The sequence below is a fragment of the Micromonospora alfalfae genome, assembly GCF_022230925.1.
GTDB classification, from domain to species: domain Bacteria; phylum Actinomycetota; class Actinomycetes; order Mycobacteriales; family Micromonosporaceae; genus Micromonospora; species Micromonospora alfalfae.
Genome location: NZ_JAKKFH010000008.1, coordinates 371,745 through 396,542, shown reverse-complemented (window position 1 = coordinate 396,542; position 24,798 = coordinate 371,745). Strand labels below are relative to the sequence as shown.

Sequence of the window (24,798 nt, the reverse complement as noted above, 5' to 3'; positions counted from 1 at the left end):
CCGATGCGGGTAGCCGAGGTGGTCGGGCGGGTCCTGTACGGACACGGCGCACGGCACGTCTTCGGGGTGGTCGGCAGTGGCAATTTCCACGTCACGAACGCGCTCGTCGCGGCCGGCGCCCGGTTCGTGGCAGCGGCCCACGAGGGCGGCGCGGCGAGCATGGCCGACGGGTACGCCCGCACCGCCGGAACTGTGGGACTGCTCTCGGTGCACCAGGGCCCAGGCGTCACCAACGCGCTGACCGGCCTCACCGAGGCCGCGAAGAGCCGTACCCCGATCGTGGTCCTGGCCCCGGAGGCGACCGCGCCGCTGTCGAACTTCTTCATCGATCTGCCGGCGCTCGCCGCCGCGGTCGGGGCCGACTTCCACCGGGTACGCGCGACGCACGCGGCCGAGGACGCGGGCGCGGCGTACCGGGCCGCCGCCCGGGGCGCGACGGTGGTGCTGGGCCTCCCGTTGGAGGTGCAGGATGCCGTGACCGAAGCGTGGTCCGGCCCGGTCCCGACGGTCGCGTCGACCCCGGTCACCGCCCCACACATCGAGCCGTTGCTGGCCGCGATCCAGGCCGCCCGTCGACCGGTCTTCATCGCCGGTCGGGGCGCCCGGGCGGCCCGGGAACCGCTGACCCGGCTTGCCGACGCGTGCGGCGCGCTGCTCGCGGTCTCGGCCGCGGCGAAGGGGCTGTTCGCCGGGAACCCCTGGAACCTCGACGTGGCCGGCGGCTTCGCCACCCCGCTCGCCGCCGAGCTGATCGGCGCGGCGGACCTGGTCGTCGCGTGGGGCAGCACGCTGAACATGTGGACCACCCGGCACGGCGAACTGATCCCGCCCGCCGCCGTCGTCGTGCAGGTCGACCACGACTCGGCCGTGTTCGGGGTGAACCGCCCGGTCGATCTGACGGTGGCCGGCGAGGTATCGGCGGTCGCCGAGGCGGTGCTCACTCGGCTGGGCGTCGGCTCCACCGGACCCGGGAACGCCACCACCGGCCTGTGGCGTACGCCGGAGCTGGCACAACGGATCCGCGACCACGGCCGGTGGCGGACTGTCCCCTACCGGGACGAGAGCACGTCGGCGCGGGCCGGCGTCCCGGCGACGATCGACCCGAGAACGTTCTCGACCGCACTGGACGACCTGCTGCCGTCCAACCGGACGGTGGTGGTCGACTCCGGCAACTTCATGGGCTACCCGTCGATGTGGCTCGACGTGCCGGACGTGGCCGGATTCTGTTTCACCCAGGCGTTCCAGTCCGTCGGGCTCGGTCTGGCCAGCGCGCTCGGCGCGGCGGTCGCCCGACCGGACCGGCTCACCGTCGCCGCGGTCGGCGATGGTGGCTTTGTCATGTCCGCGACCGAACTGGTCACCGCCGTCCGGCTGGCGCTACCCCTGCTCGTGGTGATCTACGACGACGCGGCGTACGGCGCGGAGGTGCACCACTTCGGCCCGGACGGGTACCCGTTGGAGACGGTCACCTTTCCCGAGACCGACCTGGCGGCGATCGCCAGTGGTTACGGCTGCGACGGGTTGACGGTCCGGACCGCCGACGACTTCGGGCCGGTACGCCACTGGCTCGCTGGTCCCCGTACCCGGCCGCTCGTGGTCGACGCCAAGGTCTGCGCCGCGCGGGGCTCTTGGTGGTTGGAGGAGGCGTTCCGTGGCCACTAGGCCACCGCCTTACCTAGGGGCGGGCCAGCCCCCGCGCTTCCGGGCGGCAGCCGGGCAACGCCCGGTCAGGTCGGTGACAGGGTTTCATAGCTGACGTACGTTGGCGCGGTGGCCACTCCTTGGACCCTGGGATGCGATGCCGACGACCCCCAGCGGATCGCCGCTTTCTGGGCGTTGGCCCTCGGCTACGTCAAGGAACCCGGTTTCGACGAGCCCGACAACGCGTCCATCGTCGATCCGGACGGTCGGGGTCCTGCCATCAGCTTCCTGAAGGTCCCCGAGGGAAAGTCCGCCAAGAACCGTGTGCACATCGATATCCGGGTGGCCAGTCCGGGCTCCGGGGATCTGGCCGAGCGCGCCCGATTGATCCGGCAGAAGGTGCCCGATCTGGTTGCCGCCGGCGCGACGGTTGTCCGCGAGGAGTGGTACGGCGATGTCCTCGGGCACGTCGTCATGCTTGACCCCGAGGGCAACGAGTTCTGCGTCGCGTGATGCATGATCACTGTCGCGGCAGCGCTGCGGCCGGCCGATCGGGCAGCACCGGCGGGACCGTTTGCTGGTGGAGCCGGAGGGTAGGTGAGGATTCATGACTACGCCTGAGCAGAGTCAGCAGGAGAGAGCCCTCGAGACCGGCGCGGTGTATCAGGACGCCGAGGGGCGCCGAACGACGGATCCCGGCTCCGGGGCCGCGAACGCCGACAGCGAGGCCGACCGCAACGCGGAGCACCTGAGGCGGGGCGAGGTCGGGCCGCGCGTCCCGGAGGAGTAGCGGGCCGGGGTGTGTGGGAAGTACCTCGGGGTAGCGGTAGGGGGCGAGCAAAAACCCCGAGGAGGACGAGATGACCGATCCCAGGTACGTACCGATCGGACTGGCAGCCGCCGGACGGCTGATCGACGATGACGGCGCGGACGCCGGCCCTGCCGGGGAGATCATCGGCGCGGACGACGCGAAGGCGGACGCCGCCCGGACCGGTGCCGACGTGGACCTGTCCCACGTGGCCCGCGACGGCGACGGCGTGCCGACCGGCGCGGCGGACGCGCAGGCCGACCGTGACCGCGCCGCCGACGGCGGGTGACCCGACGAGGTGCCAGATCGGCCCGCCCCGCCACCCCTCCGGGCGGCGGGGCGGCTTCCCTCTCCAGGCGGACCGACTGGCACCTCTCGCCGTGGGCACCAGCTGGCGGTACGCACCGGCCCCCTGGCAGGTCAGCGGCGGTTGAGTTCCGGGGCGGCGGTGTCCAGGGGCACTGCGGCGTCGGGGACGAGGCCGAGTTGCACGCTCGGTCGGGATCCGATCGCGGCGAAGAGCCAGTCGGCGGCGGTGCGGGCGCGGTTGGCGGGCAGGGACAGCAGGTGGTAGCCGCGGGCCACGGCGCGGGCCGGTAGCCCGGACAGGGGTATGTGCAGGGGGTTCGCGGTGGCCTGCCACCCGCCAAGGTCCACCACGAAGCCCAGGTCACGGTGCCGGTACGGGCGGCGTCGGCCGACCCCGTAGGAGGCGGCGATGTTGTCGGCGGCCAACCGGCCCTGTCGCACGGCGTGCTGGGCGGTCATCGGGGTGATCTCACCGGGTCGGGCCGGGTCGGGTACGGCGGCGGCGTCGCCGCAGGCCAGGATCTCCGGGTGGCCGGGCACGGTCAGGTACTCGTCGACGGTGACCCGCCCGCGGGTCGTCTGCAGTCCGGTGGCCTCGACGAGCGGGTCGGGTCGTACCCCGACGCACCACACCAGGGTCCGGGACGGCAGGAAGCGGCCGTCGGAGAGCTGAACCCCGTCGGCGGTGGCCTCGGTGACCGACGTGCCCAGGCAGACCTCGATCCCGCGCTCGCGCAGCACCCGCTCGGCTGCCCGCGACATCCGGGCGGCGAGGCCGGGCAGGACCCGGTCGGCGGTGTCCAGCAGTAACCAGCGTGGACGGATCCCGTCCAGCCGCGGGTGGTGGCGGACGATCTCGTCGGTGAACAGCTGCCCCTGGGCGGCGACCTCGGTGCCGGTATAGCCGGCGCCGACCACGACGAACGTGCAGCGTGCCTCCCGTTCGGTCGGGTCGTCGGTGGCGTCGGCCAGTTCGATCTGCTGGATCAGCCGCTCCCGCAGGTATACCGCCTCCGGGATGCCGCGGAAGCCGTGCGCGTGGTCGGCGACTCCGGGAATCGGCAGCAGTTTGTTGACGCTGCCGGCGGCCAGGACGAGGCGGTGGTACGACAACCGGCTGGTGCGGCCTTCCGGGTCCACGTAGGAGATGGTCCGGCCGTCGACGTCGATGCCGTCGACCTCACCGAGGACCACTTGCACCCCGGGCAGGGTGTCGGCCAGTGACACGGTGACCCGGCGTGGGTCGAGCACGCCGCCGGAAACCTCCGGCAGCAGCGGCAGATACAGGAAGTAGTCGGTCGGGTTGACCAGCACCACGTCGGCGGCCCCGCGCGAGACGCCGGCCAGCCGGCGGGCGGCGTGGAAGCCGGCGAATCCAGCGCCGACGATGACGATCCTGGGTCGGGCCATGACGGTTCCCCTCAACGGTCGACTGTCGTTCCTCGTCTCGTTCAGGTGGTAACCCCACGCTGGAGGCGGAAACGTCCGAATCCTGGAACCGGGTGCCGGCGGGCGTCGTTTGCGCCTCCCGTCGTCGGGAAGGCGGTCGGTGCCGGCGGCTCTCGGGTGCCGGCACGGCCCCCGCCTGTTGCTCAGCTCATGGTGGCCAACAGGTCCCGGCAGGCCCGCTCGCACGCCCGGCACGCGTCGGCGCAGACCCGGCAGTGCTCGTGCTTGTCGGCGTGAGCGGCGCACTCGTCCCCACACGCCTTGCACGCCACGGCGCACGCCTCCAGCAGACTGCGGCTGATGTTCGCGTCGTAGCCGGTGTGTCGGGACAGCACCCGAGCGGTGGTGGTGCAGATGTCGGCGCAGTCCAGGTTCGTGCGGATGCACTTGGTCAGCTCGGCGACCATGTCCTCGCTCAGGCAGGCGTCCGCGCACGCTGTGCAGGCCTGGGCGCAGTCGTTGAGTGCGTCGATCGCCGCCGCCAGCTTCGCCCGGTCCAGGTTGATCGATTTGGGGTACGTCTCCAGCATTGCCATGGTGGTGCTCATCGGGAACCCCTCTCTCGGTTCCTGATGCCCTACCCGAAGAGCACCCGGACACACCGGGTAGACGCAAGGCCAGCGGACCGAAGCGGCCGCGCGCCCTGGTCAGCGCCCAGCTTTTCCAGCCGCCCGGTCCACCAGGGTCTGCGCCACGTCGCGGAGCTTGCGGTTGGAGTCCTGCGACACCTTGGCCAGGATGTTGAACGCTTCGGTGGCGGTGCACCGGCGCTCCGCCATGATGATGCCCTTCGCCTGCTCGATGACCGCGCGGCTGGCCATCGCGTCCTGCATCTGGCGGGCGAGGTTCGCGGTGCTCTCGTAGAGCTGGGCGTTGGCCAGGGCGACTGCGGCGTACGCGGCGAAGGTCTCCAGCACGGCGACCGTGTCGTCGTCGAAGGCGTGCGGGGTGCGGGCGTAGACGTTGAGCGCGCCGACGACCGCCTCCTGGATCGGCATGCCGATCGACACGGAACTGCCGACTCCCGCCTTGCGGCCGCGTTCGGCCCAGTCGGGCCAGCGGTCCTCTGCGCTGAGGTCGGGCACGGAGAGGATGTCGCCGACGGTGGCGGCGGCCAGACACGGACCGCTTCCCTGGGCGTACTGCCGTTCGTCCATGTCGAGAGCCAGTTCGTCGGTGAACGCCGCGGTGTGCCCGGTCCCGCCGCGAACCAGCGTGACCGACACCTCGACCGGCACGGGCAGCACCCGTTTGGCCAGCTCCGCGACGCGCTGCAGAACGATGTCGAGGCTGGTCTCACCGAGCTTGATGCGGCCGAGTTCGGCGAAGGCGTCGGCGGGGTCCGTAGGCGATTCGGTCACGGCACCAGGTCCTCACGGCTGGCGCGCCCGTGTGGCGATCAAAGATCTAGGTGGCGTGGGCGCGCGATGGCAGCCCGCGTGTCGCGGACCGCTGCACGGGCCCCAATCGGGCGGAACCGGGACCAACGCCGGTTGCTCGACGCCGATTCGTCACATCCGGTATGCGGATGTGAGCTACAGGCCGCCAGAATACCTCGGTCGTCACTCGGCGACGACGAGCGCCTGGGGTGCGGCGGCCTTCATTCGGGTCCGCAACCATTTGAGCTGGATCGCGGTCTCTCCTTCGCAGCGTCGTACGACCGCGAGCAGGTCCTGGTCGCGGACGCCGTAGGCGGCCTGGCCGACGACGGTCCAGGTGATGTCGCACTCGGCTGCCATCAGGTAGAGGTCCTGGAGGTCCCGGAGGAGGCCGATGCCGCCGGTGCGGGTGCCGGTGAACAGTTGCGAGTACAGCCGGTCGGGTTCGTCGGGGGCGTCCTCGGAGTAGCGAACCACGAACGGGTGTAGCTGTTCGGCGTGTGCGTCGCAGCGCTTCGCCTGCTGCTGGCAGAGGTGCTCGATGTCGGGTTCCTCGGCGTGCGCGTCGGCGACCTGCCGGAACGCGTCGGCGAGGTTGACCTGCGCGCGGTGCAGGAGGCCGAGGTAGTGGGCGAGGTGCACGGCTCACTCCTTCCCGCTGGTGGCTTCGGCTGTCGGCCCGCCAACGGTGGGCGGCACGTTCGCGCCCGGCGGTGGGGCGCTGCCGCCGACGGTCGGCGCCGGCGAGGGTACGCCCCGCCCGTCGGCGAGTTTCGCCACGGCGACGGCGGCTACCTTGAAGAGGGGCTGCTTGGATACCGGGTCCCAGCCGGTGATGGTCAGCTCGTTCGCCGCTCGTGGGGTGCGGTCGGCGGGGTCCTGGTCGAAGTAGCCGTAGTGGAACGGCAGGAAGACGACGCCGGGGCGGATGCCGCAGAGCCGGGCGCGGGCCTGGATGGCGCCACGAGCTGAGGAGACGCCGACCAGGTCACCTTCGACGATGCCGAGCTGGGCCGCGTCGGTGGGGTTGAGCTCCACCCACACGTCCGGTGCCGCCTGGTTGAGTTGTGGGGCGCGGCCGGTCTTGGTGCGGGTGTGGAACTGGTAGACGGTGCGGCCGGTGGTGAGGAGCAGTGGATGCTCGTCGTCGGGCACCTCGGGTGAGGGTTGGTAGTCGACGGTGTGCAGGAACGCCCGCCCGCTCGGTTCCTTGGCTCGGTATTCCGCCTCGGTGAACTCCGCGCCGGTGACGAGGTCGTGTCCGTAGGTCTCGCAGTAGTCGGGGTCGGTGTGGAACTGTCCATCGGTGTAGAGGCGCTCCGTGCCGTCGGGGTGCTCGTCGGTGCAAGGCCACTGGATGCCGGAGCCGCCGCGCAGCTTCTCGTAGGTGATGCCGGTGTAGTCGCACGGCCGACCCCGCGAACACTCCTTCCACGCCTCGAACACCTCCTCCGGCCCGCTCCAGTCGATCAGCGGCTGGCCGTCGCGGTCGCGGAAGTCCATCCGGTGGGCGAAGTCGAGAAAGATGTCCAGGTCCGGACGGGCCTCCCCAGGCGGGTCGACTGCCTTGTCGGAGATGTGCACGGTCCGGTCGACGCTGGTGAACGTGCCGGTCTTCTCGCCCCAGGTGGCGGCGGGCAGCACGACATCGGCCAACTCGGCGGTCTCGGTGAGGAAGAGGTCCTGGACCACCACGAACAGCTCCGGCCTGGTCAGGATCTGCCGGATCCGGTGCAGCTCCGGCAGCGAGACGGCCGGGTTCGTGGCGGAGATCCAGAGCAGTTTGATCGAGCCCTGCTCGGCGTACCGGAAGATCTGCATGGCATGCGTCGGCGGCGCCCAGTGCGGAATGGTGTCGACGTCCACGTTCCACAGCCGGGCCAACTCCTCGACGTGCCGCTCGTTGTCCCAGTTACGCAGGCCGGGCAGGTCGCCGTCGGCGCCGGTCTCCCGGTTGTTCTGGGCGGTGGGCTGGCCGTTCATCTGGTAGATCCCGGCGCCGGGCCGACCGATCATGCCGCGAACCAGGTGCAGGTTGTTGACGGCGCAGGCGGCGGCGGTGGCTTGGTTCGACTGGTAGAAGCCTTGCAACACGGTCGACAGCAACCGCTGCGAGGTGCCGAGCAGTTCGGCGGCGCGCTCCACATCGGCGGCCGGCACGTCGCAGATGTCAGCGACCCGCGACGGCGGGTAGCCGTCGACGATCCGACGCAGCTCCTCGAAACCCACCGTGTGGGCGTCGACGTAGTCGTGGTCGTACCAGCCGCGTCGGATGATCTCCCGGAGCAGGCCGTTCATCAGGGCCACGTTGGTGCCGTTACGCACCGCCAGGTGCAGATCGGCCTCCCTGGCGACCGGGGTGGCGCGCGGGTCCACCGCCAGCATCGCCGGGGGGTTGGGGCCACGGCGTCGGTCCAGCATCCGCATCCACAGCACCGTCTGCGTCTCGGCGACGTTGTGACCCCACAGCGCGATCGCGTCGCAGTGGTCCACATCGGTGTACGAGCCGGGCTGCCCGTCGGTGCCGAAGCTCGCCTTCATCGACGCCGCCGCGGTGGCGGTGCACAGCCGGGTGTTGCCGTCCATGTGCGGCGTGCCCAGACCGGCCTTACCGATCACACCAAGCGTGTAGTACTCCTCCAGGAACAGTTGCCCACTGGTGTAGAAGCCGAAGTGCCCCCACCCACCCGGCCCGTCGAGGAGTTCCTTCGACCGGGCCACGATCCGGCCCATCGCCGTGTCCCAGTCCGTCTCGACCAGGCGGCCGCCGTCGCGGACCAGCGGTCGGGTCAACCGGTCCGGGCTATGGTTGGCCTGCCAGCCGTACAGGTCCTTCGGGTCGACCCGACCCCGGTTGATCCGGTCCACGGCCCGTCCGCGTACCCCGACGATCCGCCCGTCGGCGACGCCGATGTCCAGCGCGTCGCCGTTGGAGTGCAGCACCGAGGCCGACTGCACCCACCGGTCCACGTCGGCATCGGCCCGGCCGTCGGCCAGGTACCGGTCCACCCGCACCGGCCACTGCTGCCCCGGCCCGTACGGGGTCCGCTCACCCCACGGGTCGGCGATCCGGTCCACCACGATGTTCTCCTTCCGGGCTCACGATCAGTGTCGTCGCACCCGCCGGGGCGTGCGACGCCTTCAGCAACACCAGCACCGACGCGGTCACCGCCAGCGACCCGGCCACCGCCACGATCCTCAACCCGGTCACCCCCTCCTGGAGCGCGGGGGAAGGCGTGCGCGGAGCGCCCGCTCGGCCTCTCACGTTCCCCCTGTCGGTCACCGAGCCACCACCAGGTCCGTCACCGTCGACTCCTTGCCTCGACCGCCCTTCAGCATGTGCCTACCCCCGGCCGGCGGACCGAACCGGACAGGCAGCACCTCTTCGAGGATCCGCACCCTGTCACTGCCGTGATCGAGACCCCGCCGCCGCTCCCGAATGGTGTCGGCGGCGAACGTAGTGGGTAGGGTGTTTCGCGGGTCAAGACATGCGCCCAGGTCCGCCGCCCGCGTCTCGTTGCCGCGGGAGGGTCCGACTCACCGATGCACCAGATCGGGAGGCGTCATGTCGATCCTCGAACAACCCACCCGGCAGCACGCTCAACCCACTCGGCGTCAGGCTCAGCCCGCCAAGCCGATCATGAGGCTCGACCTGCACAACGACCGGAATGCGCCAATGATCACCGTTTCCGGCGAGGTCGACATGAGCACCGCGCATCTCATCAGCGAGCTGGCCGAACACGTGATCACAGGGCGACCCGCACGTCTGGTGCTCGATCTCTCCGGGGTGACCTTCTTCAGCGCCCACGGCATCAGCGCTCTGCTGCGGACACAGCGCGCCGCCGAGTCTGCCGAGGTCACGTTGGCCCTGCGCGCCGCCGCTCCGTGCGTCACCTACCTGCTGGCAGTGACCGGCACTTGTCCACTGCGGCCTCATACCGATGGGCTGGCGTGAGCCTCATACGAAAGGGGCCGGTCGACGTGAGAGCCTCAACGTCGCGCTGAGCGTCATCCGTGTTGGCGACAATTTTCGTGTCGCCGCCCCAAGCGCGAAGCATTCGATCATCGAGATTTGGGTTGGCGCAACCCTTGCCGTGCTACTGAGTTGAAGTCGCAGCCTAATGTGGACTGTGCTCCATCGATAGGGCTTGCTCTTTGCCGCGTCCGACGCCATGCTGAGTCGGTGCGACGTGTGGTGGTATTCGGTGACAGCGGCATCAGTGCCAACCACTCTTCACTGCGGGGCGGGGTGGCCTCGGCGACGACCAGCAGATGCTGCAAGAACGGCTGCTAGACGTCTTCTGTTGTGCGCGCGGCGCAAGGAGTTTGCAAACTGGAAAAAGAGGAGGAAGTCTTGCATCCTGCTCGCTCGTTAACACTCAGACGGTGGTTCTTCGCCTCCCTGATTCTTGCTGCGGTGATCATTGTACTTGTGCGCTTCCTGCTCATCCCGGATTCAAAGGATGCCGCCGACTGGCAGGGCACCCTCGCCGCCATTCTGGACAACTTGCTTGCTGCGACAGCTACGTCGCTTGCGATAGGTGTGGCATACGTAGTTCTGCTTCCAAAGCTTGAGGTAGAGCAGGTGGAGATAATCCAACCTCGGCTAATTTCTGGAGCGCTCGAAGCCGCTGCGAGGGATTGCACGCGCTGGTCGATTCGAGCTAGGACGGCCAGCTATTTCGCCAGGGTGGTTGCGCCGCTGCTCAGGGACAACGCCCTTCGTGCTGGTGGGAGTATCGAAATCAAGGTTCAACTGCTTGACCCTGGGAACGATAAGGCCCTGGAGGCCTATGCGCGCTATCGAAGCAACAGGCCCGGCGCCTCGGCTGTGTGGAGTGCGGCGCGGGTTCGTACGGAAATTTGTTCCACGATACTGGCAATGGCGGTCTACCGGAATGAAGCGCCGAGGCTGGAGATAGAAGTCGGACTTAGTTCGGACTTCTGGGTCCTCAGCCTCGACTTGTGTGATGAAATCGCGTTCATAACCGGACAGAACAAGGGTCAACCCTGTCTCTGTGTTCGGCGCACCTCGCAACTGTTCAGCGGATGGCGCGAAGATTTCGAAGCCGGATTCCTGATGTGTCGAATTATTCGGCCATCCGCACCAGGTCTACGCCTGCAGGATCTCCATCGTCCCACGGCTGCAACATTGGGTGTCATTCGGACCCTTTTTGAATCGGTTGGCATTCTTGGAATGCAAGACTCTAACCTTAAAGAGATTGCTGCTTATATGCGGCGGGAGCACAACTATGCATGACGCTGAGGTAGCTGAATGGCTAGCCAATTGCACTCAACGTGACATGAGAGGGCTGCTGGAGAAGGTTGATCGTTGTTATCAACACCCATATGGATTCACGGTCTGCAGAGTTGGGGCGCGGCATTTGGCGCCATGGAATCTCCGGGTGCACTTCTGGCCGACACCGCTGGCGTCCTACGAATATTTGCAGAGGAGTCGAACTGAATCTCAGTTGATCCATGCACATGGATGGGATTTGCTGTCAGTTGTGATGGATGGAGAATTGGAGGAGCGGACTTACGACATGCAATCCGCGCACGATGGCGACTTTGTGCTCTACGAAACGACAGCTGCTCCTGGTCGAGGTGTCAGCGTGCTTCGGGCAACCGAAGAGAGAATGGTAATTCAGGGTGCCGAGAAAGTGAGTCGGCGGCCAGATGCGGGCGTATACTCAATTGCCTCCGGAACCTACCACTCAACTCTCCCCGCGACACGAAGCACCTCTGTCGTGGCGGCGAAGCAGTTGCCTGGGCAGACCTCGCAGGTTGCGGTATATCGAGGTGCTCAGAAAGAACTAGAAAACGCCGCGCCGGAACAAAACTCTTCTCACGCTCATCCGCACCCTGAGTCAACTCAGTCCGATGTGTGGGCTTCCTTTGTCTTCTTCGCTCGTGCTGACCAGATTCTCTTGGTTCGTACTGTGGCGCGTCCAGAGCAGTGGCACCCAGTGGGCGGTCGTCGAAACCACCGCGACTCTAGCCCCATTGATACCCTCATCCGAGAGGCGCGCGAGGAGACTGGGGCGAAGATAGATCCCGCCATGCTTGAATGGTTGGGCTGGCGTAAATCCGACATCGATACTGGCTTCGTAAGCTTCTGGAGGGTCAGGGATTACGCCCTCCAGAACCCATTGCCGTTGCCGCGTCGCGAGATTATCGAAGCCCGCTGGTGGAACATTGCTGAGGCGAGAGAGTTGCCCATGTACCAGGCCAGCGCCGAGGTGCTAAATTCTCTCGTCGCCTTCTCTGCGAATACCTGAGATAAGACGGCCACGCGCCGCCCGGGACAGGACCCGAGCGGCGCGTCTCCGACAAGGCGGGCGTTGCCTGGTGTGGTGCTAGGCGCGCCTGGCCCACTGCTGGTTGGCGCCGCCGTGGCAGGCCCAGAGGTGAAGCTGCGTCCCGTTGGCCGTTCCGGATGCGACGGCGTCGAGGCACAGCCCTGACTGGGCGCTGGTGATGGTGCCGTTGGAGTTCAGGTTCCACTGTTGGTTGGCCTGGCCGTTGCAGTCCCAGATGAGGACCGCGGTGCCGTTGCTGCTGCCCGCTCCGCTGGCGTCCAGGCACTTGTTGCCGTAGACGGTCAGGGTGCGGTTGGCGGTGTGGGTCCAGCGCTGGTTGGTGCCACCGTGACAGTCCCACAGTTGTGGGCGGGCGCCGTTCGTGGTGCTGGAGTTGGGGATGTCGATGCACCGGCCGGACTGACTACCCACGATCAGCACGTTCTGCTGGCTGGGCGGCGGGGTCGTCGGCGGGGGAGTGGTGGGCGGCACGTCCGACCCGAACTGGGTGAAGAACCGCCACACCTCCTGCTTGACCCAGCTCCGCGCGCCGCTCTCACAGCCGGCGCACCCGTCCACCGGGCCCTGCTGGTGGCCGCCGTCGAACGCGGCCCAGAGCACCGGGTATCCGGGCTGGCAGGAGTACGCGGTGGTGATGTGGGTCAGGCTGCCGGCCCTCGGCTCGGGCGGGCTCTGTGCGGCGCATCCGTTGTTGCGGACGAACCTGTCGCGCAGCGATCGTCCGCTGGGGATGTTGTCGTTGATGCCGTGGATGCCCAGGTAGGCCACGGGCTGGGTGCCGCCGCTGCATCCGCTGATAGCGCCGGGTGCCGCGATTGCCGCGACCGCCCGGAACACCGTCGGGCGGGAACACGCCAACGAGTAGCTCATCGCGCCGCCGTAGCTGAACCCGACCGAGAAGCGTTGTGTGGTGTCGACGCAGAGAGCGTTGTCGATCACGCGGATCATGTCGTCGGTGAAGGTGACGTCTTCACCGTTGGAGTTGCCCCAGCCGTTGTTGAGGCCCTGCGGGGCGACGAAGATGGTGCTGTTGTTCGCCTGAGACTGCATGCCGTAGTAGGCCCACGCGGCTCCGTCGGTTCCGCCCGACGCGACCTGACTGGCGGTGCCGCCCAACCAGTGGAACCCGAAGGCCAGCCGGTGGGCGTAGGTGTTGTTGTAGTTGTCCGGCAGCCGAAGGATGAAGCTGCGGCTCTTCCCGCTGCTCTGGATGGTGTGGGTGCCGCTGTTCAGTCCGGGCGCCTTGCCGCAGCCGGCAGTGGTGGCCGCGGACGCCGGTGTGACGGTCGTGAGGACGTACATTCCGACGGCGATCAGGACCATCGCCGCCATGGCTGCCCCCAGCCAGGGGGCGGAGAGTTTGCGAAGTGGCACGGCCGAGCCTCCTTGTGGGTGGTTGAACATCCGTTGGACCGGTCCCCACTCCGGGAACCTCGCCGGGCTCAACTCCGGCTCCAGCGTTGGTTGGCCGCGCCGGTGCAGTCCCAGATCTGGACGCGCGTGCCGTTGGCGGTGCCGTTGCCGACCATGTCCAGGCACCGGCCCGAACCAACTCCGGTGATCGAGCCGTCGGTGTTGAGCCGCCACTTCTGGTTGGACTGGCCATTGCAGTCCCAGATGATCACCGAGCTGCCGTTCGCGGTGCCGGCGCCGTTGACGTCGAGGCACTTGCCGCCGAAGACGCGCAGTTCCTGAGCGGCGGTCGAGGTCCAGCTCTGGTTGCTCTGACCGTGGCAGTCCCAGATGATCGCCGCAGCGCCGTTGGTCTGTGAGGCGCCGTTGACGTCGAGGCACCGTCCGGAGGACGTGCTGCGCAGGGCCGACGTGCCGCTCGGTGGCGGGGTCGTCGGCGGCGGGGTGGTCGGCGGCGTCGTGGGATCGGTGCTACCGAACTGGGTGAAGAACTTCCACACCTCGCCCTTGGTCCAGGTCCTGGCGCCGCTGTCTCCGCCGCCGTCCACCGGGCCCGGGGTGTGTCCGCCGTCGAAGGCGGCCCAGACCACTGGATAGCCGGAACGGCAGCCGGAGTAGGTGGTGGTGATGTGGGTCAGGCTGCCCGCCCTCGGCTCGGGTGGGTTCTGTGCGGTGCACCCGTTGTTCCGCACGAACGTGTCACGCAGGGACCGCCCGGCGGAGACGTTGAGCACCGGGTCCCCGATGCCGTGGATCCCCATGTACGCGACCGGCTGGTTGCCGCCGCTGCACCCGCTGAGCTGCCCGCCGGAGTAGACAGCGACAGCGCGGAAGACAGTTGGCCGGGAACAGGCCAGCGAGTAGCTCATGCCGCCGCCGTAGCTGAAGCCGAGCGCGAAGCGCTGTGTGGTGTCGACGCAGAGGTCCGCTTCGATCAGGCTGATCATGTTGTCGACGAAGGTGACGTCCTGGCCGCCGGGGTTGGCCCAGCCGTTGCCGTTGCCCTGGGGGGCGACGAAGATCGTGCTGTTGTTCGCCTGCTGCCGCAGCCCGTAGTAGGACCAGGCCGCACCGTCGGAACCGCCGCCGTCGACGTCGTTGGCGGTGCCACCGTTCCAGTGGAATCCGAAGATCAACCGGTAGGCGTGGTTCCTGTCGTAGTTGTCAGGAATCCTCAGGATGAAACTACGGTTCTGGCCGTTGCTCTGGATGGACCGTTGGCCGCTGGTCAGCGTGGGTGCCTTGCCGCACCCGGCGGTCGCTGCGGCCGCTCCGATGTTCGCGGCCGACGCGGTGGTGTTCAGACCACCGGCCAGCGCCCCCGCGCTCACTGTCACGACGACGGCCGCCGCCGTCGCAAGCAGTCCAAGGATGGGTCTACGTCTTGTCATGAAGGGGCTCCCGCCACTCGGCACGAACTTCTTGAAAGGGTCCATGGCAACCCGCACGCCGCCACGACGCGCCGCTGCTGGTCACACCCATCGACCACGTTGGCCGCGGACGAACCCCAGAAGACGCGATGTGCCGACGGCGCCCCGGCCGGCTGTCGACACAGGTCTGGCACAGGTTTGCGCCACTGGTCTCGCCGCCCACGCAGGACCAGCCGCTCCTCGAATCGATGGTGGCCACACCGTGCGCCCGAACACCACGTGACCGTTCGCCCGACGGTGCCGGAGCACCTGGCTCGGCGTCGAATCGATTCGCTCCGACGCTAGGTCTCGCAGTGAAATATGTCAATGCCGTGTCCGGCGGGTTGCGACCCGGTCGAGCCGGTCAGGCCCTCGTGAGATCTGCTGCACCGAAGGAGACCGCGAACCGCTTGCACCAGATGGAGACGCTTCGAAAATCGCCCGGCTTCACCGACGCCGGTAGCTCGTACACCTGGTTGCCCCTGTTGCCCTTGAGCTTCGCCAGCTCGACCCACACGCCGTCGTCGAACACCCGCCAGCCGGCCGTGCCCCGGACGACCGGTTGGTCGGTCAACCACACTCGCAGGTCCGGGCCGTTCGACGTGTTCAGGTCTCGGATGACGAGCTGGTGGCGCCCGTCGGCGAGCCGGTGAATCTCGGCACTTCCGGTCGTCCGGTGCTCATGGGTGACGAACTCGCCGGCCGTCAGGATCTCGTTCGCCGCCGGGGTGGCCGCCGAGGTCGCGGGGGCCGGCGTCGAGGACTCCGCTGTAGCGGACGCCGGGGTCGGGGCGGCCGATGCCGTTCCTGCGCCGGGAATCGCTTCGTCCACGTAGGTGTCGGTGAACAGCTTCCACGGCTGGAACCAGTAGAGGGCCAGCATCGCCACGACGACAGCGGCGGCGAGACCCGTTCGGACCACCGGCGACCGGAACATCCGTTTTCTCACCCCCGCAGCGTACGGCCGCAGCCGCTGTCGAACTGTTCGCGAACCATTTCCGAACTCTTACGACGTTCACCGCTCGGTATCTGCCAGCGCCTGTCCGCACGGGCAGGTTCCCTGGTCCTCCGGCAACGTCTTCACCGCGTCGGCGAGCAGGAGACGCAGGCGATCGATGTTCCGGGCGAAGACCGTGAACACCTCCTGCTGGGTCACGCCCTGACCGACCTCGACCCCCGAGTCGAGGTCGGTCACCAGGGACAACGCGGTGTAACACAGTGCCAGTTCGCGGGCCAACACCGCCTCCGGGTGGCCGGTCATGCCGACGACCGACCAGCCCTGCCGGCCGTACCACAGCGATTCGGCACGGGTGGAGAATCGGGGCCCTTCGATGACGACCATGGTGCCGCCGTCGATCGGCTGCCAACCGGCCGACTGGGCGGCGTCGAGGACCGTGGCCCGTCCGACCGGACAGTAGGGGTCGGCGAAGGGCACATGAACGACCTGGGGGAGTTTCCCGTCCGCGCGTGGCTGCCCGTCGTAGTAGGTCTGCTTCCGGCCGCTGGTCCGGTCGACCAGTTGGTCCGGTACGACGAGGGTCCCCGGGCCCAGATCCGGGCGCAGGCCGCCCACGGCGCCCGGTGCGAGCACCTGGCGGACGCCGAGTGCGCGCAGTGCCCACAGGTTGGCCCGGTAGTTGATGCGGTGTGGGGGGAGGGTGTGTCGACGTCCGTGGCGGGGCAGGAACACCACCGGCCGCCCGGCGACACTCCCGACGGACAGCGCGTCGCTCGGCGGCCCGTACGGTGTGTCGACGGTGACCTCGGTGACGTCGTCGAGGAACTCGTAGAACCCCGATCCGCCGATCACGGCGACCGGCGCGCCATCGGGTGGGCTGATCTCTCCTGCTGACATGGATGCCCCTCCTGAGCGACGAGTAGGGAACGCGTGGAGCGAATTCACTGACGGTCGGTGCGCCGGTCGAGCGTGGTGGCGACGACCAGGACGACCACGATCGCGGCCCAGAGGACAGCCAGCCCGACAGCGAGCCCCAGCGGGTAGTCGCGGTCCGGTAGGCCCGGGTTCGGAGGCGCCGAGGGTGGTCGCCACAGCAGGGGCACCGCGATCAGCAGCAACGTGGCGCTGGCCGCCAGACCTGCGGCTATCCAGGCCAGACGTAACCGGTTCGTCACCAGTCGACCCAGCGCCAACCCGACGAGTCCGACCAGCGGTGCCACCAGGACGTCGTGCAGCACCGGGCCGCCGATCAGCCACGGCAGGGCGGTGCCGAGTTGAGGCAGGAGCAACCAACAGCCGTACGCGGTGGCCGCGGCGCCGACCACGAGCAGGAGCAGTCGGGTGACTCTCACCGCAGCACCTCCAGCCGGGCCACCCACTTGGTCTGCAGGACCCCCGGCCGGCTCGGCGCGATGAGCCGGCAGGGGTAACCGTGGTCGGGCGACAGTTCCTCGCCGTTGATCCGCAGCGCGAGCAGGGTCAGCGGGTCCCGGGAATGGGCCGCGGGGAGTGTGCTCGCCGCGTACAGGCCGTCGGTTTCCAGTGAGGTGACTCGAACCGGTCGGCCGGTCGGTGCGCCGGCCCAGCGGAGCAACTGCACGACGGGCACGCCGGTCCAGTGGGCCGAGGCGCTCCAGCCCTCGACACAGGCGATCGGCAGTTCCGCTGTGCGTTGCGGCAGGGCCGCGAGGTCGGCCAGGGACAGGCTGTTCCGCCCGCCCGCCCAGACGATCTCCAGCCGCCAGTCCGGGGGAACGGAGATGTGCGCGGCAGCCGCCGTACGGTTGATCGGTACGCCCTGCGGCCCGGACGCGGAACGCCACGCCAGCGGCGACACCCGACGTAGCCACGGCACTGTGACCCCGGCGGTGGCCAGCACGGCGATGCCGGCGACGCCCGCCGAGGTACGGAGGAACGCCCGCCGCTCGGACGAGTCCCGATCGTCAGGCCCCGGCGTCGCAGCCGGCGCCGCTCCGCTGCGTCGCAGTGGCGTGCTCAGCGCCGCGCGGGCGACGGGGAGCTTCACCGCGACGTGCAGCAGCAGCGCGCCCACCACCAGCCAGGCGACCGCGTAGTGCGCCGTCGGGAAGAAGAACCCCCACGGGTACGACTGGGCGACGTTGAACAGGCCCGTGACCAGTTCGAAGAACGCCGCGCAGACCAGCACCAGGACGGAGATCCGTTCGAGGGCGTGGGCGGACAACCGGATCGGCTGACGCACTGGCGGACGGACAAACAGCCGGGGGTAGACGCTCCACAGCTTGGCCAGCAGCAACGGGACCGCCGCGACACCGGAGAGCACGTGGACACCCTGGGTGATCCGGTACAGGTTCACCGGTCGGGTCGGCCAGGTGAACCAGCCCGGCGGGTGCTGGATGTAGTGACTGAGCAGCCCGGTGCCGAAACACAGCCCGAACGCCACAGCGAGCCAGAGACCGAGCCGGGCGGTGACCAGTGGTGAGTGCGAGGGCGCGGTGAAGTCCTCGGGTACGGGGACGCGTGGCCGGCGGATCATGGACGCGCCAACTCGGCGAACCAGCGTGGACCGAACCGGAAACGGTCGACGACCCGCAGGCCGGCAGCGGCGGCGGCACTGGACACCGCCTCCGCTCCGACCCGCGCCCAGCGGAACACCGGCCCGCGCAGTTCCCGATCGCCGGACGACCCGGACACCACGTACGCCTGCCCCTGCCAGAGCCCGGTCCCCGGGGGTTCCACCTCGACCAGCAGCGTTCCGTCGGCCGCGATCAGGGTGCCGCACCGGCGCAGCAGGCGGACCGGGTCGCCACCGATGCCGATGTTGCCGTCGATGAGCAGGGCGTGCGCCCACCTCCCCTCGCCGGGAAGGGGTTCGAAGACGTCGCGTCGCAGGGCGATGACCCCCCGGTCCTGGGTCAGACGTACCGCCTCGGCGGAGATGTCCACCCCCAGTGCGACGAGGCCGCGCTGGGCGAGTGCCCTGGTCAGCCGGCCGGGGCCGCAACCGAGGTCGATTGTGGGCCCGGTGCAGCGTGCGGCGACGGACTCGATCGCCGGTTCGGGCGGGCCGTGCCAGCGCCGTACCGGCAACAGGTCACGTCGCCCGTCGGTGTGCACCAGCCAATGGTCGGGTTGGGTCGCGGGCCTCGGGCGGCCGACCGGCGTGGCGTAGGCGTCAGGGTCTGCGGACCACCCGCCGAGCCTGCCCAGCACCACGGCGAAACCGTCGAGACTGATGGTCGAAGTCACCGGGCGTGCCCGATCAGCAGATGGCGGTCCACCGCCGTGACGGCGTCCGCGAACCGGGTGCCGGGCAGGTCGGCCGCGACCGCCAGCGCCGTCGACCAGTCGTCGACATCCCGCTGTACGGGCAGGATCGCCGGTTGCAGGCCGCGCCCGTGCAGCGCGGCGAGGGTGCGTCGCCCGGTGTCGTCGGTCGACATGGGTACGTCGCGTAACGCGCTCGCGTACCTGGGATCGCGTAACCCGAGTGCCCACCAGCCGCCATCCAGCGCCGGTCCGAACACCGCCTGGTGTTCGGCGAGCCGGTCCAGGGCCGTGGTGAGCACTGCCGGCCCGATCTGCGGGGTGTCCATGCCGATCTGCAGCACCGGTCGGCCGGGAAAAGCCGCAGCGGTGTCGGCGTGGGCGTTCGCGAGGCGGTCGGCGAACGTGTCGCCACGCTGCGCAAGCAGGTGCCAGCCCGCCAACGCGGCGGTGAGTTCCGCGCTGTACTCGGCATCGGCGAACCGACCGGTGTGGGCCAGCACGGGAATGGTCGAGGCGGTGGCGCGCGCGGCCGCGAGGGTGTCCAACAGCGACGCCGCCGCGATCCGGGCCGCCTGGATGGGATCGGCGGGCGGGCAGAGGCGCGTCTTGGCCTGCCCGGCGACCGGTGCCTTCGCAACCAGGAGCAGGACGTTCACCGGCCACCACCGGCGGCGTCGGCGCGCAGCACTCCGGCGAAGTCCCGGGTCGCCCGCAGCGTGCCCCGGACCGACCCGGAGACCTTCGAACTGGTGCCGGCGGCCCGCGGCGCGTACGCGACGTCCAGTTCGAGGATTCGCCAGCCCGCTCCGGCCGCGCGCAGCAGCAGTTCCAGGGGATAGCCGAACGCGCGGTCGTCGACACCGAGTCCGAGCAGCGCCGCCCGGCGGGCGACCCGGATCGGGCTGATGTCGTACACCGGCACGCCGCGACGCCGCAGCAGGGCCGCGACCAGCGCGTTCCCGGCGCGGGCATGCCACGGCCAAGCGTCCGCCGAGACCGGTCGACGTCGCCCGACGGCGAGATCGGCCTGCCCGTCGAGCACCGCCGAGACGAGCCTGGGCAACTCGGCCGGGTCGAACGAGCCGTCCGCGTCGAGCACGCAGACCAGATCCGTCTCCGCCGCCAGCAGGCCGGCGTGTACTGCCGCTCCGTACCCCCGTCGCGGCTCGTGGACGACCCGCGCCCCGTACTCGGCCGCGACGACCGGCGAACCGTCGGTGGAGCCGTTGTCGACCACGATGGCGCGGTAGCCGGGCGGTAGCCCGCTCAGTACGGCAGGCAGTGCGGCCGCCTCGTCAAGACACGGCAGCACCACGTCGATCGTTGTGTGCATACCGGCGACGCTAGGCCCGCCACCGGCCGTCCGGACCGCGGTTGCTCCTTACGAATCGCTTACACGGCACCGGATCTTACGACTCTCTGACGTCTCACCGTGCGGCCGTCGAATGCCTGGTGGGAGGTCGTATCGTCGGCCGTCACCATGACCATGATGACCCGGCCGGGACGAACCCGGTCCGCCGACCTGATCGTCCTCGGCGTCGAGGTGGCACTGCTCGCCGTCGCCGTCGCCGTCGGCGCCCTGCTCAACCATCAGGGCGTACGACTGCACGCCGACGCGGCGCCGCTCTACGCGAGTTGGCAACCCCATCTGGGGCCCGGCACCCCCGTCGCGCTTCTCGTCGCGGCGCTGTTCGTCTGGCGGGGCACACGCTGGGGAACCGACACGCGCTGGCCGCGGCTGCTGGTGGTCGGCTATGTCGCCTCGCTGCTCTGGACGCTGTCGCTGGCTCTGGTGGACGGCTGGTCCGCGGGGTTGACCGAGCGGCTCACCGTGCAGGCCGAGTACCTGCACGAGGTGCCCCGGGTGACGGACGTCAGCATCATGTTGTCCGGCTTCGCCGACCGGATTCTCGACTTCCAGCCCGATTCGTGGTCCACCCACGCTGCCGCTCACCCACCGGGAGCGTTGCTGTTCTTCGTCTGGCTGGAGCGGATCGGCCTCGGCGGTGGGACCGCCGCCGGGCTCGCCTGCGTGCTGCTCGGCGCCACGGTGTCGGTGTCGGTTCCGGTGACGCTGCGGGCACTCGGCGCCGAGGACGCTGCCCGGGCGGTGTGGCCGTTCCTGGTGCTGCTCCCGGGGGCGGTCTGGGTGGGCGCGTCCGCGGACGGGATCTTCGCCGCGGTGGTAGCGGCCGGGTTGGCGCTGCTGGCGGTGGGTGGCCGACCGGGGGCCGTACTGGGCGGGTTGTTACTCGGTTTCGCGCTCTACCTGTCGTACGGGTTCGTCCTGGTCGGGTTGCTCGCGTTGACAGTGGTGCTGCTCCGGGCGCGGGACCGCCTCGGCGTGTTCCTGGTCGCGGCGACGGCGGTCGCGGCCGTCGTCGCCGCGTTCACAGTCGCCGGCTTCTGGTGGCTGGACGGCTACCACCTGGTGGCACGTCGTTACTACCAGGGCTGGGCGGCGGAACGCCCGTACGGTTACTGGGTCTGGGCGAATCTTGCCGCCCTGCTGCTCTCGGCCGGCCCGGTGGTCGGGCCGGCGCTGCGGCGGGCGGTGGCCGCCGTGTCGATCCGAGCGCCGCACCCACCGCTCGCGACGGCCTTTCGGCAGCGGATCGCCAGCGCCGGACCCACTGTGTGCTTGCCCATCGCGGCGGCGGTGGCGGTGCTCGCGGCGGACCTGTCCGGGCTCAGCAAGGCAGAGGTCGAGCGGATCTGGCTACCGTTCGCCGTCTGGCTGTTGGTCGCCACCGCGCACCTGCCCCGCTGTCACCGGCGGTGGTGGTTGGCCGCCCAGGCCGCCACGGCTCTCGCCGTCAACCACCTACTGTGGACGGTGTCGTGACCGAGGCCGGGTCTCGCATGACCGCTGTGGTGAAGTCGGCGATGCCAGCGGCGAAGCCGACCCGGGCGGTGAAACCAAGCAGCCGGGTGGCGCGCGCCGGGTCGGCCACGACATGCCGTACGTCGGCCGCCCGTCCGCCCCCGACCGTGACCGGCGCTGGCCCGCCCATCGCCGACGCCAGCTCGTGGGCCAGCTCGCCGACGGTGTGCGGCTCGCCCGAGCAGACGTTGATCGGGGTCAGGGGGTCCGGTGCCGGTGTCGTGAGGGCCAGCAGGTTGGCCGCCGCCACGTCGGTCACGTGCACGAAGTCGCGCCGTTGCCGGCCGTCCTCCAGCACCCGGGGCGCTCGTCCGGCGGCCAGTGCCGACCGGAAGATCGACGCGACCCCCGAATACGGGGTGTCGCGGGGCATTCGCGGACCGTAGACGTTGTGGTAGCGCAGGGCCCAGACGGATCCGCCGGTCTGCCGGGCCCAGGCGCCGGCGAGGTGTTCCTGGGCCAGCTTGGTGGCGGCGTACGTGCTGTGCGGCTCCAGCGGCGCGTCCTCGGGCACCAGACCGGGGGAGAGCGCCTGGTCGCAGCGAGGGCAGGTCGGCTCGTAGCGGCCCTCGGCCAGGTCGGCGACCCGGCGGCCGGCAGGCCTGACGATTCCATGGGTGGGGCAGTGGTAGCGGCCCTCGCCGTAGACCACCATCGAGCTGGCCAGCACCAGTCGGCGTACCCCGGCGGCGTGCATCGCCGCGAGGAGGGTGGCAGTGCCGAGGTCGTTGTGCGCGGCGTACCGGGGGGCGTCGGCCGGGTCGATGCCGTGGCCGACCATGGCTGCCTGATGGCAGACCGCGTCGATCCCGGTCAGTAGCCGGGTCAGCAACTCGGTGTTCCGCACGTCGCCGACCACCAGGTCGTGCCGCTCGGTCCAGGGCGGCGCCGTCGCACCGTGCGCCTCGGGCAGGAGCGCGTCAACGGCCACCACCTCGTGCCCGTCGTCGGTGAGCAGGTCCGCGACGTGTGAGCCGATGAAGCCGGCCGCACCGGTGACAAGTATCCGCATTCCGGTCACCGTATGACCCCGCGTACGCCTGGGCGGGTTTCCGCACGCAGCCGTAAGAACCTCGCAAGGTTTGCTGGTGCGGGCGGCGGCTGGTGCCTGGCTACGCTGGGCCGATGGACATCTGGGGGAGACGTTGACGGGGCGGAACGGGGAAGGTCCGTGACGCAGCGTGTGCTGGTGGTCGACGACGATCAGACAGTGAGCGACGTCATTCGGCGTTACCTCGAGAACGACGGCTTCCAGGTGAGCCTCGCGGCGGACGGTGCGGCGGCACTGGCGGCCGTGGAGCGGCAGGCGCCACACCTGGTAGTGCTCGACCTGATGCTGCCCCGGATCAACGGCCTGGAGGTGTGCCGGGCACTGCGGGTACGGCCCGACGGCGTGCCGATCGTCATGCTGACCGCCCGCGGTGACGAGTCCGACCGGATCCTCGGGCTGCAACTCGGCGCGGACGACTACCTGACCAAGCCCTTCTCACCCCGGGAACTGGTGCTGCGGGTCCGTTCGGTGCTTCGTCGCGCCGGAGGTGGGACGCCACCCGAGCGGCCGGAGGCGCTCACCGATGGCGACCTGGTGGTGCACACGGCCTCCCGAACCGCCCGCCTCGCGGGTGCGGATCTGGCCCTGACGTTGCGCGAATTCGACCTGCTCGTCCATCTCATGCGGCATCCGTCCCGGGTCTTCGGCCGGGCCGAACTTCTTGAGCAGGTGTGGGGGTGGAACTTCGGGGACCATTCGACAGTGACAGTGCACGTACGCCGACTGCGGGAGAAGATCGAGGCCAACCCGGCCGATCCGCAGCGGATCGTGACCGTCTGGGGTGTCGGCTACCGCTACGAGCCGGCCCATGCGTGACGTACTCCTGATCTTCGCGATCGCCCTCGGCGCGGCCCTCGGCATCGGTCTCGCCGGCGCGGTGCTGCTCCGCGCGCTCCGGCGCAGCTCGATCACCGTGCACCTCAGCGTGCTGCTCACCACCACTGTGGTCGCTGTCGCCGTCGGGGTGATGGCGGTCGCGGAAGCGATGTTCCTCTCCGCGCACGACAGTGAGGTGGTCCTGATCACCGTCGCGGCGGCGGCTGTGGTCAGCCTCGCCGTCGGCGGGCACTTCGGCCGGCGACTGGCCCGCGCCGCGGTGTGGCGTGACCAGGCTCGGGAGCGGGAACGGCAACTGGAGAAGGGACGACGCGACCTGGTCGCCTGGGTCTCCCACGACCTGCGGACCCCGCTGGCCGGGCTGCGGGCGATGGCGGAGGCGCTGGAGGACCGGGTGGTCCGCGATCCGGAAACGGTAGACGAGTACCACCGCCGCATCCGCGTGGAGACCGACCGGATGACCCGCCTCGTCGACGACCTGTTCGAGCTGTCCCGGATCAACGCGGGAGCGTTGCGGTTGTCGTTGACGGCGGTGCCGCTCGGCGAGGTGGTCTCGGACGCGCTGGCCAGCACCATCCCACTGGCCGACGCTCGCCGCATCAAGCTGATCGCCAGCGAGTCGGGGTGGCCCACTGTCGCCGCGAGCGAACCGGAACTGGCGCGGGTGGTGGCCAATCTGCTGCTCAACGCCGTCCGCTACACCCCGGCCGACGGCACCGTACGCATCGAAGCCGGCCGGGAGGAGGACCACGCCTGGCTGTCGGTTGCCGACACCTGTGGCGGCATCCCCCCGGCGGACCTTCCCCGGCTGTTCGACATCGCGTTCCGTGGTGAACCGGCCCGGACCCCTGGCGCCGGTGACGGTGGGGCGTCCGGAGGGCTCGGCCTGGCCATCGTTCGTGGCCTGGTGGAGGCGCACGGCGGTCGGGTCGAGGTGCGCAACACCTCCGACGGCTGCCAGTTCATGGTCCGCCTGGCGACCGCCTGAGGCGCACCCGGGCACTGCCCAGATCAACGAGGGCGTTCCGGCCGATCAGATTTCCGCCGAGCTGCCGCAGCCGGTCCGGAGCTGCTGGAGACCGCCAACGGCA

At 69.6% G+C, this 24,798-nt stretch carries 25 protein-coding genes; 10 read left to right on the top strand and 15 right to left on the bottom strand.

The features are described 5' to 3' along the window. Positions 1-3: 3 nt before the first annotated feature. The 4 genes from MED01_RS08500 to MED01_RS08485 all read left to right on the top strand — a co-directional run bounded on the left by MED01_RS08500 (position 4) and on the right by MED01_RS08485 (position 2,738). A complete protein-coding gene (locus MED01_RS08500; RefSeq protein ID WP_238667953.1) occupies positions 4-1,662 on the top strand; it encodes a thiamine pyrophosphate-binding protein in 1,659 nt (552 codons plus the stop codon). Positions 1,663-1,770: 108 nt separating this feature from the next. After that, positions 1,771-2,154 (top strand): VOC family protein, encoded by a 384-nt coding sequence (locus tag MED01_RS08495; protein WP_238667952.1) that lies wholly within the window; start codon positions 1,771-1,773, stop codon positions 2,152-2,154. A 94-nt stretch (positions 2,155-2,248) separates the two neighbouring features. Further along, positions 2,249-2,431 carry a ribonuclease gene (locus MED01_RS08490; RefSeq protein ID WP_112588640.1) on the top strand — a complete coding sequence of 61 codons (183 nt, stop codon included), beginning with the start codon at positions 2,249-2,251 and terminating at the stop codon, positions 2,429-2,431. 70 nt (positions 2,432-2,501) lie between these two features. Then, positions 2,502-2,738, top strand: a complete 237-nt coding sequence (locus MED01_RS08485) for a hypothetical protein (RefSeq protein ID WP_238667951.1) — start codon at positions 2,502-2,504, stop codon at positions 2,736-2,738. A 131-nt stretch (positions 2,739-2,869) separates the two neighbouring features. Here the strand turns inward: MED01_RS08485 and MED01_RS08480 are convergent, their stop codons facing one another. From MED01_RS08480 to MED01_RS08460, 5 genes are all read right to left on the bottom strand, one after another. Then, the gene (locus MED01_RS08480) at positions 2,870-4,168 is read right to left on the bottom strand and encodes an NAD(P)/FAD-dependent oxidoreductase (RefSeq protein ID WP_238667950.1); all 1,299 of its coding nucleotides are present in this window, start codon (positions 4,166-4,168) and stop codon (positions 2,870-2,872) included. A 182-nt stretch (positions 4,169-4,350) separates the two neighbouring features. Beyond that, complete coding sequence (locus MED01_RS08475) at positions 4,351-4,755, bottom strand: four-helix bundle copper-binding protein (protein WP_238667949.1); 405 nt, start codon at positions 4,753-4,755, stop codon at positions 4,351-4,353. Positions 4,756-4,854: 99 nt separating this feature from the next. Then, positions 4,855-5,568 carry a GAF and ANTAR domain-containing protein gene (locus MED01_RS08470; RefSeq protein WP_238667948.1) on the bottom strand — a complete coding sequence of 238 codons (714 nt, stop codon included), beginning with the start codon at positions 5,566-5,568 and terminating at the stop codon, positions 4,855-4,857. Positions 5,569-5,769: 201 nt separating this feature from the next. Continuing rightward, positions 5,770-6,228, bottom strand: a complete 459-nt coding sequence (locus tag MED01_RS08465) for a hypothetical protein (protein WP_238667947.1) — start codon at positions 6,226-6,228, stop codon at positions 5,770-5,772. 3 nt (positions 6,229-6,231) lie between these two features. Beyond that, on the bottom strand, positions 6,232-8,667 hold the full coding sequence (locus MED01_RS08460) for a molybdopterin oxidoreductase family protein (RefSeq protein WP_238667946.1): 2,436 nt from the start codon (positions 8,665-8,667) through the stop codon (positions 6,232-6,234). Positions 8,668-9,151: 484 nt separating this feature from the next. Between MED01_RS08460 and MED01_RS08455 the strand changes: the two genes are divergently transcribed. The 3 genes from MED01_RS08455 to MED01_RS08445 all read left to right on the top strand — a co-directional run bounded on the left by MED01_RS08455 (position 9,152) and on the right by MED01_RS08445 (position 11,864). Continuing rightward, the gene (locus tag MED01_RS08455; protein ID WP_238667945.1) at positions 9,152-9,541 is read left to right on the top strand and encodes an STAS domain-containing protein; all 390 of its coding nucleotides are present in this window, start codon (positions 9,152-9,154) and stop codon (positions 9,539-9,541) included. Positions 9,542-9,892: 351 nt separating this feature from the next. Then, positions 9,893-10,846, top strand: coding sequence for a hypothetical protein (locus MED01_RS08450; protein WP_238667944.1), 954 nt, complete (start codon positions 9,893-9,895; stop codon positions 10,844-10,846). Next, positions 10,839-11,864, top strand: coding sequence for an NUDIX hydrolase (locus MED01_RS08445; RefSeq protein WP_238667943.1), 1,026 nt, complete (start codon positions 10,839-10,841; stop codon positions 11,862-11,864). Before MED01_RS08450 ends, MED01_RS08445 begins: the two co-directional genes overlap by 8 nt. A 78-nt stretch (positions 11,865-11,942) precedes the next feature. Here MED01_RS08445 and MED01_RS08440 read toward each other — a convergent pair whose 3' ends face one another. The 9 genes from MED01_RS08440 to MED01_RS08400 all read right to left on the bottom strand — a co-directional run bounded on the left by MED01_RS08440 (position 11,943) and on the right by MED01_RS08400 (position 20,268). Beyond that, the gene (locus MED01_RS08440; RefSeq protein ID WP_443677138.1) at positions 11,943-13,238 is read right to left on the bottom strand and encodes a ricin-type beta-trefoil lectin domain protein; all 1,296 of its coding nucleotides are present in this window, start codon (positions 13,236-13,238) and stop codon (positions 11,943-11,945) included. 110 nt (positions 13,239-13,348) lie between these two features. After that, the gene (locus MED01_RS08435) at positions 13,349-14,710 is read right to left on the bottom strand and encodes an RICIN domain-containing protein (protein ID WP_238667942.1); all 1,362 of its coding nucleotides are present in this window, start codon (positions 14,708-14,710) and stop codon (positions 13,349-13,351) included. A 382-nt stretch (positions 14,711-15,092) separates the two neighbouring features. After that, positions 15,093-15,677 carry a DM13 domain-containing protein gene (locus MED01_RS08430; RefSeq protein WP_372493608.1) on the bottom strand — a complete coding sequence of 195 codons (585 nt, stop codon included), beginning with the start codon at positions 15,675-15,677 and terminating at the stop codon, positions 15,093-15,095. A 66-nt stretch (positions 15,678-15,743) separates the two neighbouring features. Continuing rightward, positions 15,744-16,568: an S-methyl-5'-thioadenosine phosphorylase gene (locus MED01_RS08425; protein WP_238668147.1), complete on the bottom strand. Its 825-nt coding sequence runs from the start codon at positions 16,566-16,568 to the stop codon at positions 15,744-15,746. Positions 16,569-16,627: 59 nt separating this feature from the next. Continuing rightward, positions 16,628-17,038 carry a hypothetical protein gene (locus MED01_RS08420; protein WP_238667941.1) on the bottom strand — a complete coding sequence of 137 codons (411 nt, stop codon included), beginning with the start codon at positions 17,036-17,038 and terminating at the stop codon, positions 16,628-16,630. After that, positions 17,035-18,201 carry a molybdopterin-dependent oxidoreductase gene (locus tag MED01_RS08415; protein WP_238667940.1) on the bottom strand — a complete coding sequence of 389 codons (1,167 nt, stop codon included), beginning with the start codon at positions 18,199-18,201 and terminating at the stop codon, positions 17,035-17,037. Before MED01_RS08415 ends, MED01_RS08420 begins: the two co-directional genes overlap by 4 nt. After that, entirely contained in the window at positions 18,198-18,914 is a 717-nt protein-coding gene (locus MED01_RS08410) for a class I SAM-dependent methyltransferase (RefSeq protein WP_238667939.1), read from the bottom strand. Before MED01_RS08410 ends, MED01_RS08415 begins: the two co-directional genes overlap by 4 nt. After that, positions 18,911-19,591, bottom strand: coding sequence for a TIGR04282 family arsenosugar biosynthesis glycosyltransferase (locus tag MED01_RS08405; protein ID WP_238667938.1), 681 nt, complete (start codon positions 19,589-19,591; stop codon positions 18,911-18,913). The genes MED01_RS08410 and MED01_RS08405 overlap by 4 nt, the downstream gene beginning before the upstream one ends. Then, positions 19,588-20,268 (bottom strand): glycosyltransferase family 2 protein, encoded by a 681-nt coding sequence (locus tag MED01_RS08400; protein ID WP_238667937.1) that lies wholly within the window; start codon positions 20,266-20,268, stop codon positions 19,588-19,590. The genes MED01_RS08405 and MED01_RS08400 overlap by 4 nt, the downstream gene beginning before the upstream one ends. 147 nt (positions 20,269-20,415) lie before the next feature. Here MED01_RS08400 and MED01_RS08395 point away from each other — a divergent pair, with 147 nt between their 5' ends. Continuing rightward, positions 20,416-21,780 carry a hypothetical protein gene (locus tag MED01_RS08395; RefSeq protein ID WP_238667936.1) on the top strand — a complete coding sequence of 455 codons (1,365 nt, stop codon included), beginning with the start codon at positions 20,416-20,418 and terminating at the stop codon, positions 21,778-21,780. On the opposite strand, the gene MED01_RS08390 is transcribed toward MED01_RS08395, so the two are convergent. Further along, positions 21,752-22,831 carry an NAD-dependent epimerase/dehydratase family protein gene (locus tag MED01_RS08390; RefSeq protein WP_238667935.1) on the bottom strand — a complete coding sequence of 360 codons (1,080 nt, stop codon included), beginning with the start codon at positions 22,829-22,831 and terminating at the stop codon, positions 21,752-21,754. The two genes, MED01_RS08395 and MED01_RS08390, sit on opposite strands and share 29 nt — an antisense overlap. A 159-nt stretch (positions 22,832-22,990) precedes the next feature. On the opposite strand from MED01_RS08390, the gene MED01_RS08385 reads away from it, so the two are divergent. Next, positions 22,991-23,686, top strand: a complete 696-nt coding sequence (locus tag MED01_RS08385; RefSeq protein WP_238667934.1) for a response regulator transcription factor — start codon at positions 22,991-22,993, stop codon at positions 23,684-23,686. Next, complete coding sequence (locus tag MED01_RS08380; RefSeq protein WP_238667933.1) at positions 23,679-24,695, top strand: sensor histidine kinase; 1,017 nt, start codon at positions 23,679-23,681, stop codon at positions 24,693-24,695. The genes MED01_RS08385 and MED01_RS08380 overlap by 8 nt, the downstream gene beginning before the upstream one ends. Positions 24,696-24,798 lie beyond the last annotated feature (103 nt).

Excerpts from the sequence above, each read along its gene's own strand:
- MED01_RS08455 (WP_238667945.1), top strand. The coding sequence starts at position 9,152 with ATGTCGATCCTCGAACAACCCACCCGGCAGCACGCTCAACCCACTCGG.
- MED01_RS08435 (WP_238667942.1), bottom strand. The coding sequence starts at position 14,710 with ATGACAAGACGTAGACCCATCCTTGGACTGCTTGCGACGGCGGCGGCC.
- MED01_RS08445 (WP_238667943.1), top strand. The coding sequence starts at position 10,839 with ATGCATGACGCTGAGGTAGCTGAATGGCTAGCCAATTGCACTCAACGT.
- MED01_RS08480 (WP_238667950.1), bottom strand. The coding sequence starts at position 4,168 with ATGGCCCGACCCAGGATCGTCATCGTCGGCGCTGGATTCGCCGGCTTC.
- MED01_RS08490 (WP_112588640.1), top strand. The coding sequence starts at position 2,249 with ATGACTACGCCTGAGCAGAGTCAGCAGGAGAGAGCCCTCGAGACCGGC.
- MED01_RS08395 (WP_238667936.1), top strand. The coding sequence starts at position 20,416 with ATGACCATGATGACCCGGCCGGGACGAACCCGGTCCGCCGACCTGATC.
- MED01_RS08485 (WP_238667951.1), top strand. The coding sequence starts at position 2,502 with ATGACCGATCCCAGGTACGTACCGATCGGACTGGCAGCCGCCGGACGG.
- MED01_RS08500 (WP_238667953.1), top strand. The coding sequence starts at position 4 with ATGCGGGTAGCCGAGGTGGTCGGGCGGGTCCTGTACGGACACGGCGCA.
- MED01_RS08475 (WP_238667949.1), bottom strand. The coding sequence starts at position 4,755 with ATGAGCACCACCATGGCAATGCTGGAGACGTACCCCAAATCGATCAAC.
- MED01_RS08440 (WP_443677138.1), bottom strand. The coding sequence starts at position 13,238 with ATGGCGGCGATGGTCCTGATCGCCGTCGGAATGTACGTCCTCACGACC.
- MED01_RS08380 (WP_238667933.1), top strand. The coding sequence starts at position 23,679 with ATGCGTGACGTACTCCTGATCTTCGCGATCGCCCTCGGCGCGGCCCTC.
- MED01_RS08400 (WP_238667937.1), bottom strand. The coding sequence starts at position 20,268 with ATGCACACAACGATCGACGTGGTGCTGCCGTGTCTTGACGAGGCGGCC.
- MED01_RS08390 (WP_238667935.1), bottom strand. The coding sequence starts at position 22,831 with ATGCGGATACTTGTCACCGGTGCGGCCGGCTTCATCGGCTCACACGTC.
- MED01_RS08415 (WP_238667940.1), bottom strand. The coding sequence starts at position 18,201 with ATGATCCGCCGGCCACGCGTCCCCGTACCCGAGGACTTCACCGCGCCC.